A 12373-nucleotide genomic window follows, 5' to 3' on the forward strand; every position below is an offset into this window, starting at 1 on the left:
CCAGGCCTATGCCTGGATTATGCTGTCGGCGATCTTCTCGCCTATCATCATCGTCGTCAGATTGATGTTGGCGCTCGGTATGGACGGCATGATCGAGGCATCCGCGATGCGCAGCCTCTCGACGCCGTAGACGCAGCCCTGCGGGTCGACGACGGCATAGGGGTCATCGGGCGCACCCATCTTGCAGGTGCCGCATGGATGCCAGTCGCCCTGGACGCCGGCGCGGATCCAGCCTTCCATGGTGGCCTCGTCGGCAAGCGTGCGCTCCAGTGGAAAGCGCTGGTCGACAGCCGCGCCCAGCACCATCCGGCGCGCCGGTCCGCCGAGATCGAGCAGGCTGGCGGCGATGTTCGTGACCAAGCGGTTCCAGGGCGTCGGCGCCGAGAGGTTGCGCAGCGACTCCGCGTAGATGCCTGGCCAGAAACCGTTGACGAAATTGCTCACCGGCGCGGAGGACAGAAACCCGGCGACCTGCCGGGCGGTCGACTTGAAACGTGCAAGGTCCCGTTCGTCGGAAAGGTAGTTGAACGCAACGAACGGTTCGGCTTCGGCCGAAGCCGCATTGAGGCGCACGATGCCTTTCGAATATGCCTTGTTGGGCCCGAAATTGACGGTCGCCAATCGCCGGCCGAGCCGTGTCGCGGCAAAGCGCCCCGAAACGGTCAGCTTCATATCGACAGCCGAACACCCCGGATGACCCGAGCTCCAGCGCATATGCATGAGGAAGCCGTTTCGTGCCTCGGGCGAGAGCTGGCCGTTATCGCGCAGATGCACGCCGAAGCCGATCAGCGGATGATCGAGCAGGTTCTCGCCGACGCCGCGGCGGTCGCACAGGACCGGAACGTTGACATCAGCAAGATGCTCGGCGCGGCCGATGCCGGCACGCATAAGCAGCGCGGGTGTGTGCAGGGCGCCGGCGGACAGGATGATTTCCCCCGCCTCGATGCGCTCTTGCTTGCCATTGGCGAGGATCGTGACGCCCGTTGCCCTGCGGCCGTCGAACGTCAGCGAGCGAACCATGCAGCCGGCGAGTATCTTCAGGTTGGGGCGACGGCGTGTCGATTCATCGAGATAGCCGGCAGCGGCCGAGACGCGGTGATTGTAGGCGTTGTTGCGGCCGAAGGGGAAGCAGGCGTCACCGGTCTGTTGATGGCTGTCGTCGAGATAGGGAATACCGACCTTTCCAACCGCGTCGCGAAAGGCGAGCGCAAAACGGCTCCAGTGCTCGGGGAAGGTTCGCCGGATCGGGATGCGTCCCTCCGTACCGCTCAGCGGAGTGGCGAAGTCGAGGTCGCGCTCGATGCGCTTGAACAGCGGCAGGCAATCCTTCCAAGACCAGCCAGCGGCGCCGAGTTCTTCCCACTCGTCATAGTCGGCGGCAAGGCCGCGAATGAGAACTTGTCCGTTTACGGACGAGCCGCCGCCCATCACGCGCGCCTGCTCGTAACGGCGCGGCTTCATGTCGGCCTTGATCTGCGCCTGCGAACTGTTTCCGACAGGACCGGTATAGGCTTCAAGGTCGGTCCAGTATCGGTAGGGCTGAAAATAGTCCGGCAGGAACGCATCCGAATAGATTGCATCGGGGACGGCTTCCGGCGGCGTGTCGGGACCGGCCTCGATGAGACAGACACTGCGGCGAGGGTCCGCCGACAGCCTGTTGGCAAGTACGCAACCGGCGGAACCGCCACCCACAATCACATGATCGAAAAGCATGTGATCTCATAATTCTACTATAGGAGAACGTCAATGCCGCGATTGCCGGATCGGTGATTTACGGCTGGAAGGATCCGATAGTGCTGTAAGCGTCCAGCACACACGCCCTGCCATTTATCGCTGTGGCGGCGTATAGCCGAAATTGGCCTCCATCATCATCGAAAACTCGACGAAGGAGGGCCTCCATAGTCCGTACCCCGCAACGCGATGCCTTGGACAAGATGGAGCCGTTTCGCGCAGGACATGTGCGATGCACCACCCGTGCGGAGGCACTCGGAGGCTGGTTCGGCCGTTTTGTCCAAGCGCTTGAACATGACCTCGATCGCTGCTTGCCGCGCGTTGCCCAGCAAGTGAATTCTGCTCAACTCGAGTGAGGTCAATGCGAGTTGCCTCCTTTGCTGACCCCGCGCGATACCGGATCGAGTGGCGTGGGGATGTGCAATGAACTCGATGAATTACCGCAAGCGCGGCAACGGCAGGAACAAGAACCGGCTGTCGCGCCTTCATGTCTTGAACCTGGCTCTTCTTGCGTCTGTCGCATCCGTTACAGTCGACCGTTCCCAAGCCGAGACAATCACCGTCTCGACAGCGCAGACCACGCCCATTGCCGCCGTGACCGACCCTACCGGAACGGTCAACATTGTGCAGTCCGGCTCCATAACCACACAGAGCGGCGGCAATGTCGCACCCTATATGTCGCCGGGACTCGGCGCCTGGACCGTCAACGTGGATGGTTCCATCAAGGTTCTCGATGCCAACAGCAGTGCCTACAGTGTCTGGCTGCGCGCGGGCGGCACAGTCAACGTCGGCGCTACCGGTAAGGTCGAGGGCGCCCAGGATGCCATTGTGATCGATGGCGGCCCGGCCGATGTCCAGAATGACGGATTGATTTCAGGAGGCTGGATAGGCGTTCACGTCCTCGCCGGCGGTACCGTCGAAAACCGCAACACCATCGTCGGCGGCGTTGTTTTCGCGACCTCGCCCACGGCCGGGCATTTCACCAACAAGGGCAGCGTTTCCGGCACGGGGGGCGGTTTCGGCGTCATCATGAACGGTGGCGGTTCACTCGACAATTCAGGCTCCGTCGCCTTCACCAATATCGGCCAGGGTTTCTGGAGCCACGGCGATACGACCTTCACCAATAGCGGCACCTACACCGCCAAGGGCGACAGCTCATTCGCCAGCCCGATCTACGCTGTGCTGCTGCAGAACGGTAACGCGGTTGCGACCAATACGGGAACCATAGAGGGACGCGATGTCGGCCTGTTTGTCTCGCAGGGCACCGCCGACGTCACCAATTCGGGCACCATCACCGCAACCAACGTTCATGCCGTTGTTTTGCAGACCACGGGCGCGGCGACGTTCAAGCAGACGGCCGGCGCGCTGAAGGGTGGCACGCACGGGCTTTCGGTGGTGACGGCAGGGGACACAACGGTCACCATCACCGGCGGCTCCATCACGGGAGGCCTGTCGAGCGCCAACGGCATCGGCGCGCGTTTTGGCGGCAGCGGCAAGACACAGATGAGCGTGGCCGATGCGTCGATAACAGGCGTGGCGGCGGCGATCCAGGGAGGAACGGGCCAGTTCGACCTGTCGTTGCTGCACGGCAGTACGATCAACGGCAATGTCAAGCTCGGCGCTGGCAATTCCAGCCTCAAGCTCGAAACCGGCGCGTCCATCCAGGGCAATGTCGACGGCGAAGCCGGCATCAACACCCTGCTGCTGACCGGAACGGGCAGCGGGAGCTTCTCTGGAAATTTCCTGAACTTCGCGTCCGGCAAGCTCGATGCGTCGGGCGGAAAATGGACTCTCGGCGGCAATGCTGATTTCGCGGGCGGGATCGAGCTGGTTGCTGGCGCAATGGCCGTCAATGGAAGTCTCACGGGCACGGTGACCGTCAGAACGGGCGCCACGCTTGGCGGCACAGGCTCACTGGGGGCCACCACCGTGGATAGCGGCGGTATTCATGCGCCGGGCAATTCCGTGGGTACGCAGACCATCGCCGGGAACTACGTCAATCATGGCACGCTGCAGATCGAGGCGACACCGACCTCTGCTGGTCAGGTCAAGGTCGAGGGCACGGTCGATATCACCGGTGCGACTCTCGACCTTCTTATGTCGCCCGCAAGCGCTGCGAGCTGGAACCTCTCTAACGGACCGTTCGTGATCATCGACAATGACAGCGCTGATGCCGTGATGGGCTCGTTCGCCATGGTTCACAAGAACCTTCTCTTTCTCGACGAGAAGCTCGACTATGCCGGCGGCGACGGCAACGACGTGACGCTCGAACTGGTTCGTAACGACATCGAATTTGCTCAGGTGGGCGATACGCCCAACCAGAAGGCCGTCGCCGTCGCCATCGACAGTCTCGCCTCCGGCAATCCGCTCTGGAACGCTATCGCGCTTCAAAGCGATGCCGGTGCCACGCGCGCAGCGTTGGATCAGCTGACCGGAGAAATACACGCCTCAGCCAAGACCGCGCTGATCGATGATGCACGGCTTCTGACCGATGCCGTGAACGAACGTCTGCGCGCAGCCTTCGACAACGACGCCGCAACAGCATCCCTGCCTGTGATGGCCTTCGGGGAGGGCGGACCCGAATTCGCGCCGGCGACGACCGATCGTTTCGCGGCATGGGGCACCGCTTTCGGATCCTGGGGCCGCGCGGATGGCGGGGGAGCCGCATCGCTGAATAGGTCGAACGGCGGTCTGGTCGCCGGGGTGGACGCACTGGCGCTTGAGAGCTGGCGGCTCGGTCTGGCGGCTGCTTACAGTCACACCAGTTTCGACGTCAGCGACCGTGCTTCGTCCGGCGACAGCCAGAACTACTCGCTCGACGTCTACGCCGGCACCCAATGGAACCGGCTGAGCCTGCGGACGGGAGCAGGCTACACCTGGAGCAAGGTCGAGACCTCTCGCTCGGTCGCCTTCCCGGGGTTCGCCGAAAGTCTGGAAGCGAAGTACGACGCCGGCCTGTTCCATGCCTTCGGCGAGGCTGCCTATCGCATCGATAGCGCTCCGGTGGCCTTTGAGCCGTTCGCCAACCTGTCCTATGTCAGTCTTCAGACCGAAGCCTATTCGGAAACCGGCGGTGCAAGCGCACTGCATGCCAACGGCGATACCTCAGCAGTTGCCTTCACAACGGTGGGGACGCGTGTGTCGACTGATCTCGGCCTCTCCGGTATCCCTGCCAGGGCAAGGGGCATGGTCGGCTGGCGTCATGCCTATGACGGTAGAACGCCGCTTTCCACCTTCGCTTTCACCGGCTCCGACTCATTCACAATTGAGGGCGTGCCAATCGCCAGGGATGCCGCTGTCCTCGAGGCTGCGATCGACGTCAGCCTGACCGGCAATGCCGTGCTAGGCGTGACCTATCGCGGCCAGCTGGCTTCGGATGCGCAGGACCACGCATTCAATGCCAGGCTTGGGGTGAAGTTCTAAAGGTCGCGCCGGTTTCCACCCTCATGATGCGCGGCGTTCCCTGGGAAACCCGGCACGCAGGTGCGCTTCGAAGGAGCGCGCCGCGGCAGCGGCGTTTCTTGAAGGCCCATAGAGGTTGATGGCGAAAGACGGCAGGCGCGGCACATCGCATTCCGCGTCCAATATCTCCAGATCATCCGGAACGAAGGCTTCAAGCCACACCGATACGGCAAGGTCGGCGCGCGTCGTCGCGGCGGTGGCCTCCATGCTGACATTCTCGAACACGGTGCGCCAATCGCGCGCAGCCTTGTCGAGCGCCTCGATGACTATCGGCCGGAACGCACAGCTTTCCGAAACCATCGAAACGGGCAACGGCTTCCTGCGATAGGCGCGTCCATGTCTTGCGCCGGCCCAGACAAGCCGCTCGACCCCGAGACAATTGGCGGCAGGGACCGACGACAATTCCTCGACAATGGCAAGATCGATCGCTCCGCCCTGCACGAGTTTCTTGAGATCCGTCGAGGAGCCGGAGACCAGCGACACTTCGACATGGGGATGTGCTTCAACAAAAGCCTTCAATATGGCCGAAAGCATGTTCCCGACCAGGTCGAGCGGCACGCCGACACGGATGCTGCCGGAAAGGCCGTTCACCGACATCTCTGCAAGAATCTCGTCGTTCAAGCTCAGCAGGCGAACCGCTTTGCCGCGCAACCGTTCGCCCGCGCGGGTCAATCGTATGCCCTTGCGGTCACGGATGAAGAGCGCGGTTCCCAGCGCCTCCTCCAGACGCTTGATCTGCTGGCTGACGGCGCTTTGCGTGAGATGCAGAGCGTTGCCGGCGGTCGTCATGCCCCCCCGCTCAGCCACCGAGACGAATGTTCTGACAAGGTTCAGATCAAGGACGTTGATCATCGGTTCTTTCATTATGGATTCTTATTGAAGGCATGCATAACATTCTTTTCCATACTGATGATAGCCCTGATATGTCAGCGTCGAATGGCTCGGTTACAGGCCGAAGACCATCGCCAGCGCCAGGAAACGGCTGCTCGATAGGCAGCATCTACAAGGAGATTTCAGATGGTTCGTGCGATCCAAGTCAACGCCGTGGGCGGCCCTGAAGTCCTGATGCAGCAAACGGTCGATGTCGGCGCTCCTGGACCCGGCGAAGTCAGGCTTCGCCATACCGCCATCGGCGTCAACTATATCGATGTTTATTATCGCACCGGGCTCTACGCCGCGCCGCTCCCGCTCATCCCCGGCATGGAAGCAGCAGGCGTCGTCGAAGCCATCGGGCAGGGCGTAAGTTCCGTGAGTGTCGGCGACCGGGTCAGCTACGCCGGCGCGCTCGGTGCCTATAGCGAGGCGCGGATCATCAACGCCGATCGCCTCATCCGCCTGCCGGGCAGCATACCGGACGATTTGGCGGCGGCGATCACGCTCAAGGGGCTGACGGCCCAGATGCTTCTCCGTCAGGTCTACAAGGTAGGGCGCGGCGACACGATCCTCATCCATGCCGCCGCCGGAGGACTGGGCCTGCTGATGACGCAGTGGGCCAAGGCGCTGGGCGCGGTTGTCATCGGAACCGTGTCCAGCGATGAGAAAGCGGCGGTCGCCAAGGCACATGGCTGCGATCATCCCATCGTCTACACACGCGAGAATTTCGTCACCCGCGTGCAGGAGATCACCGACGGTAAAAAGCTGCCTGTCGTCTACGATTCCGTCGGCAAGGATACGTTCCTCGGATCGCTCGACTGTCTGCGTCCACACGGACTGATGGTCGTGTGCGGGGCTTCGTCCGGTCCCGTGCCGCCGGTGGAGGTCTCGCAGCTCGCACAGAGAGGCTCGCTGTTCCTGACGCGTTCCGTGGTCTTCCACTACACTGCGGGACGCGCCGATCTCGAGGCTGCCGCCGCCGATCTCTTCGACGCGGTCGCAACCGGCAAGCTGCGTGTTTCCAAACCTCATAGCTATGATCTTGCAAAGGCCGAAAGCGCGCACCGCGACCTCGAAGGCCGCAGGACCACCGGCGCAACGATCCTTACCGTCTGAACAGGAGATCAACGATGACCCGACAGGCAATCACGTCGAGCAGGCTGGCCCCGGTTGCAGGGCCGTTTTCCCCAGGCATGCAGTCGGCTTCCGCCCTTTATCTCAGCGGCCAGGTGGCCCAGGACCCAGCGTCAGGTAGGTTGATCGAAGGCGACGTCAGGGCGCAGACCGAGCAGATTTTCGTCAACCTCAAGGTCGTGCTCGAAGCAGGGGGCAGGACATTGGCGGATGTCGTCAGGGTCGGCGTCTACCTGACCGACATCGCCGATTTCGCGGCGATGAATGAAGTCTATGCGCGGCATTTCTCGGCGCCCTTCCCGGCAAGGACCTGTATCGGCGTGGCGGCTCTGCCGCTTGGCGCTCGCGTGGAAATCGACCTTATCGCGAACTGAGGGTCTCGTGTTGCAATCATATCATTTCGTCATCGCGAACGTGTTCGCGCAAACGCATTTCGGTGGAAACCAGCTTGCGGTCTTCACCGACGCCGCCGGTCTTTCGGATGAAACGATGCAGGCGATTGCCAGGCAGATGAATTTCTCGGAAACCACATTCGTTCTGCCGCCCCGCGACATGGCAAACGCGGCGAACGTCCGCATCTTCACACCGGCGTCGGAATTGCCTTTCGCGGGCCATCCTACTGTCGGGACAGCGGCTGTTTTGGGTTATCGCGGCCTCGGGTCGGGCCGGATTGTTCTCGAGGAGGGGATCGGCAATATCGAAGTCGATGTGATGTTGCGCCAGGAAAGCATCGTAGCTCGCTTTACAGTCCGGCGCGAGATCGAAATCCCTGCGATCGTGCCGTCCTTCGACCTTGTGGCGAGCTTGCTGACATTGAACGAAGCGGATGTCGTGTCAGCCTGGTTCGCCAGTGGCGGCGTGCCATTTCTAGTCGCGCATCTCGCCAGCCGCGAGACCGTCGATCACGCGATGCTCGACCGTACCGTCTGGGCAGCACGCCAGGCCGATCTCTGGTCGCCGCATGTGCTGATTTTTTCAGGCGAGGTAGGTTCGGAGCCTCTCTATGCGCGCATGTTCGCGCCGGCGCTCGGCGTCGATGAGGACCCGGCCACGGGCGCAGCGGCTGTCACGCTGGTCGGCTCGCTGGCCAAGCGTGCGCGCAAACAGACTTTGTCCATCACGATAGATCAGGGCGTGAAGATGGGGCGGCCCAGCGTCATCGAGGCATCGGCCGACATGCGAGACGGACTGATCGCGAGCATAGAGGTCGGCGGCTCGACAGTCATACTGGGTGAGGGCACCCTGCGCGTGCCGTCCTCCGCTTGAGCGGTTTTATGCGAGTTGCTTGCTCATATAGAGCGTGATGCCATTCATGAACGGTTCGCGCCTGTCGGTGACATAGCCAAGTTTCTCGTACAGAACGACATTTGTTGCGAAAGATTCGTTGGTGAGAAGGCGCATCTCGCGCAGCCCTGCCGCCAAGGCCTTCTCTTCCGCGTGGCGCAGCAATGCCCCGCCGATGCCGCGTCCCTGATATTGCGGCTCCACCGCGACGTTCTCGATCCAGAGATGGTCGCCGTGCGCGATAGTTTCGATCAACCCGGCAAGATTGTCGCCAAGATATGCAAGCGTGAAGTCGTTGTCGTTCAGCGCCTTATGGTAGTCGACCGTCATCGGCCGAGGCTCCCTGCCGATGACGGGAATCCACCGGGCATAGGCCGCCCTGACCATCTCGGCAATTGCTTCGGCATCGCCCTGTCGCGCCGGCAAAAACACGATGGCCGGAGCCGTTTCCGAAGATGATGTTGTCGCCATTCCTCGCTCCAAATTGCCCGCCATGCCGGCTTCGAACGGCATTGGCGGATCGAACATCTCGGGGAATACAACAAGGCCACAGAGGCGCTCATCAAGTCAGTTCTGCTCCGCTTGGCTGAAAAGTGTTCATGCGCAGGTGATTGCCGGCGCTGTCGCGGAAACGCCGGCGGCAATAGGATGGACAGACTCGACATCACGGCAATGAGCGTCCTTGCCAAGGGCTCGCCGTTGGCGTCGGTGCTGTGAGGCCAAAGGGCAATGCATGGGCGCACGATCAAGACATGAGACGGGATGGCGTCGGGCGAAGCCGCGATTTCCATCGGCGCTGATTTTCTGGAGCGTCCTTGCCATGGCACTCGACATCGGCGTTGCCCGGCTTACTTACGGAGCTGTTCTGCCGGGATTGTCGCGAGACCTTCACCTCAGCTTCACGAGCGCCGGCGTGTTGAGCGCTGTCAATCTTGCAGGGTATCTGATCGGCACGCTGATGGCACCACGGCTCGGTACCGTCTTAGGTATGCCGCGTCTGGCCTTTGCCGGCCATCTCGTCGTTGCCGTGGGCGCGGCCTTGACGGGCCTCGCCATCGAACCGATCGGGCTGGGGGTCGGCCGGGTTTTAATGGGCCTTGGCGCGGGCGTCGGCCTTGTCGCGCTTTTCGTGATGGTCTTCGCCGCGACAGCCTCTCACGCGCGCCCGCTGGTGAGCACCGTGATCTGGTCGGGCATCGGCCTCGCGCTGGTCCTGACCGGCATCCTTCTGCCGCATGCGCTGGGCGTCGGCGAGTGGCGCTATGCGTTTCTGCTGGCGGCGGCAGTCGGAGTCGCTATCTCGGCCGGCTTGTGGCGCGCAGCTGGTAGCGGCGGCACGGTAAGCTCGCAAAGCAATGTCGTCGCCGGCGATGTTGTCGCTGGGGGCGGCACGTTGCGCTGGGCCCCCCTTTTTGCGGCCTATTTCATGTTCGGCGTCGCCTATATCGCCTATTCGACCTTCGCCGGCGCGCGGCTGGCGTCGAGCGGCGCCCCGATTGCGATCATCGCCATGAGCTGGGTGGTGCTGGGTGCCGCCACGATAGCGGGCTGCGCTCTGACCGCCCTGGTGCTTTCCTCAATTGTCATCCGCAAGCTGGCGCTGGGGGGAGCCCTCTTGTGCGGCGCCGTCGGCGCCTTGCTGGTCGGCTTTCAGGGGACCTTCTATCCGCTGCTTGCCTCTGTCTTCGTCGGGCTAGGCCTGGCGTCGACGCCTGCCATCGTCACCGCCTATGTCAGGCAAAGGACTGACGACGCCGCTTATGCGAGGCTTTTCAGCCTGGCCACGGCTTCGCTCGGTGTTGGCCAACTCCTAGGGCCGGTGCTTGGCGGCGTCCTGGCAGACCGATACGGCTCAAGCGCGATCACCATTTTTGCAGCAACGTGTTACGCTGTTGGGACCGTCTTTGCACTGGTCGATGCGGCAACAGATCGGCGTGCGGTTCGTTCATGAACACGCCGGCCCGCCGATCAGACCTTTGCGATGCCTGACAAAACCTCGATGCATTGGCCAGTAACGCGTGACCGGAAGCCATCGATGGCTTTTCGGGCTTCCGCCTTCAGCACGCTCGGCCGTCCCATTTCGACGCCCTGACGGACATTGAGCGAAATAACATCCTGTCCGATCCGCGACAGGACCAGCGCGGCCATGGCCGCGTTGGCGCTGCCAGTCGCCGGATCTTCCCAGGTGCCGCTGATCGGCGCGAACATGCGGGCCTGGACCGTGTTGCCTTCCCGGCAATAGAGGAAAACCGAAAAGCGCGTGCCCGTTTGCGGATGCGCCGCGGCCGCGCGGCGAAATGCCGACAGGTCGGGAACGGCGCCGGCAAGAGCCTGGCGCCTGATTTCGACGATGATGAAATCGACACCGACGGAAGCCGCGATGGGATGGTGTGTCGACAGGACTACATCGTCGGCAGCTACGCCGATGGCGTCGGCGACCAATTGAACGTCGATCTCGGATCCCGTGCTCAATGGTTGGGGCGCATCGAGAATGGCGCGTCTTATGGTGCCGTCGTCGCCACGCTCGAGCCGCACTTCGACAAGCCCCGCCAATTGCTCGAGGTGCAGGACGTCGCTGGCATGCCTGGCTCCGACGACGAAGGCGGTACCGATGGTCGGATGTCCTGCGAAAGGCATCTCGGCCGTCCGGTTGAAGATGCGCACCCGGGCGGTGTTGGCGGGATCGTCGGGCGGCAGGACGAACGTCGTCTCGCTGAGATTGAATTCTGCAGCGAGCATCTGCATCTGGTCGGTCGATAGGCCCGAGGCTTCCGGAAACACCGCAAGCTGGTTGCCGCCGAAGCGACGATCGGTGAAAACGTCGAGCGTGACGAATTTGTATTCTGGCAAGGCGGTGCTCCGTCCGTTTATGCTCTCTGGTCTTGTCCGACGGTTTGTCCGGTCAGCCTGTCTTTGAGAAAGGTGAGGATTTCGTCGCGCGCAAAGATTGTAGGCTGACCTGCCTCGTCGATGAGGTGGACGGTGACGACGCTGTGAGGCGATTGGACATGCTTTTCGAAGAACGGAGGCACGTCCGGGTTTGCGGCGCTGGAAGGCAGCACGCGTTCCAGGAAGCGGTCGCCCAGCGCCCGGCGGTACGCGTTGAAGCGCTCGGCGCGACAGAAGTGATCGCCCTCGAAACGATAGGCCAGGACATCGAGGCCTTCGTTGTCGAGACGCCGGCGGACGGTTGATATCTCCTCGGGCGAGATCTCGATGCCTGCTGGATTGTCGAGCGGCAGGGAAGGCTGACACAGTACCGGCGCTATGGTCGCGCCGTCGAGCATCATGCTGAGTGCGAAATTGCCGGTGAAGCACATGCCGACGGCCCCGACGCCGGGTCCGCCGCATTCTTCAAGCGCTATTCTCGCCAACGCCCGCAGCCAGACGGTGACAGGGCTTGCCACACCGCCGCCAAGTGCTCTGAATTCCGCGCTCACGCAGGCTCGCCGAAAAACAGCGGCTCCCTCGTCGGCGCTGGCGATCGCGCCGTCGCGGCCGAACAGGGAAGGCATATAGACGGTAAAGCCGGCGTCGCGCACCCATCGCGCAAACCGCGCAACGTGAGGACTTATGCCCGGCATCTCCGCCATGACGATCACGGCAGGACCCGCGCCGCCGAGATAGACTGCCTTCGTCTGGCCGAGCGCCTCGATTTCCCGGCGTTCGAAATCCGCCAGGGGATCGTCAACCCTCACATCTGTATTGCTCATGCGCCGTCACGGTCTTTCAAAGCGACGCCCCTTTAAGGTGCGTCGCCACAGGAAACGAAGGTGCAGACTGGCCGCGCCAAACTGCCGTGAGCAACTGAAAACATTTCATGCGCCGACGAGGCCGCCTCGCCGTTGGCGAACGCTCGGCCGGCAAATAGCCTTGTCGCGGGATGAGG

The 12373-nt window shown here is 62.5% G+C and carries 10 protein-coding genes; 5 read left to right on the forward strand and 5 right to left on the reverse strand.

Going from position 1 to position 12373, the window contains the following annotated elements; all coding sequences use genetic code 11:
* Positions 1-6: 6 nt before the first annotated feature.
* Positions 7-1713 (reverse strand): GMC family oxidoreductase N-terminal domain-containing protein, encoded by a 1707-nt coding sequence (locus tag FJ967_RS03770; RefSeq protein ID WP_140730361.1) that lies wholly within the window; start codon positions 1711-1713, stop codon positions 7-9.
* Between the two features lie 441 nt (positions 1714-2154).
* On the opposite strand from FJ967_RS03770, the gene FJ967_RS03775 reads away from it, so the two are divergent.
* Positions 2155-5154, forward strand: coding sequence for an autotransporter domain-containing protein (locus FJ967_RS03775; RefSeq protein ID WP_140730362.1), 3000 nt, complete (start codon positions 2155-2157; stop codon positions 5152-5154).
* A 21-nt stretch (positions 5155-5175) separates the two neighbouring features.
* Here FJ967_RS03775 and FJ967_RS03780 read toward each other — a convergent pair whose 3' ends face one another.
* The gene (locus tag FJ967_RS03780) at positions 5176-6045 is read right to left on the reverse strand and encodes a LysR family transcriptional regulator (RefSeq protein WP_140730363.1); all 870 of its coding nucleotides are present in this window, start codon (positions 6043-6045) and stop codon (positions 5176-5178) included.
* A 165-nt stretch (positions 6046-6210) separates the two neighbouring features.
* Here FJ967_RS03780 and FJ967_RS03785 point away from each other — a divergent pair, with 165 nt between their 5' ends.
* The 3 genes from FJ967_RS03785 to FJ967_RS03795 are packed head-to-tail and all read left to right on the forward strand — an operon-like array spanning position 6211 to position 8466.
* Positions 6211-7182, forward strand: coding sequence for a quinone oxidoreductase (locus tag FJ967_RS03785; RefSeq protein WP_140730364.1), 972 nt, complete (start codon positions 6211-6213; stop codon positions 7180-7182).
* 14 nt (positions 7183-7196) lie between these two features.
* On the forward strand, positions 7197-7574 hold the full coding sequence (locus tag FJ967_RS03790) for a Rid family detoxifying hydrolase (protein WP_140730365.1): 378 nt from the start codon (positions 7197-7199) through the stop codon (positions 7572-7574).
* On the forward strand, positions 7537-8466 hold the full coding sequence (locus tag FJ967_RS03795) for a PhzF family phenazine biosynthesis protein (RefSeq protein WP_181175660.1): 930 nt from the start codon (positions 7537-7539) through the stop codon (positions 8464-8466). The genes FJ967_RS03790 and FJ967_RS03795 overlap by 38 nt, the downstream gene beginning before the upstream one ends.
* 6 nt (positions 8467-8472) lie before the next feature.
* On the opposite strand, the gene FJ967_RS03800 is transcribed toward FJ967_RS03795, so the two are convergent.
* Positions 8473-8997, reverse strand: coding sequence for a GNAT family N-acetyltransferase (locus FJ967_RS03800; protein WP_246675158.1), 525 nt, complete (start codon positions 8995-8997; stop codon positions 8473-8475).
* Between the two features lie 307 nt (positions 8998-9304).
* Between FJ967_RS03800 and FJ967_RS03805 the strand changes: the two genes are divergently transcribed.
* A complete protein-coding gene (locus tag FJ967_RS03805) occupies positions 9305-10435 on the forward strand; it encodes a YbfB/YjiJ family MFS transporter (protein ID WP_181175661.1) in 1131 nt (376 codons plus the stop codon).
* A 17-nt stretch (positions 10436-10452) separates the two neighbouring features.
* Here the strand turns inward: FJ967_RS03805 and FJ967_RS03810 are convergent, their stop codons facing one another.
* On the reverse strand, positions 10453-11334 hold the full coding sequence (locus FJ967_RS03810) for a PhzF family phenazine biosynthesis protein (protein ID WP_140730369.1): 882 nt from the start codon (positions 11332-11334) through the stop codon (positions 10453-10455).
* 17 nt (positions 11335-11351) lie between these two features.
* Positions 11352-12197: a dienelactone hydrolase family protein gene (locus tag FJ967_RS03815; protein ID WP_140730370.1), complete on the reverse strand. Its 846-nt coding sequence runs from the start codon at positions 12195-12197 to the stop codon at positions 11352-11354.
* Positions 12198-12373 lie beyond the last annotated feature (176 nt).

It is taken from the genome of Mesorhizobium sp. B2-3-4, from assembly GCF_006442315.1.
In the GTDB taxonomy this organism is placed as follows: Bacteria; Pseudomonadota; Alphaproteobacteria; order Rhizobiales; family Rhizobiaceae; genus Mesorhizobium.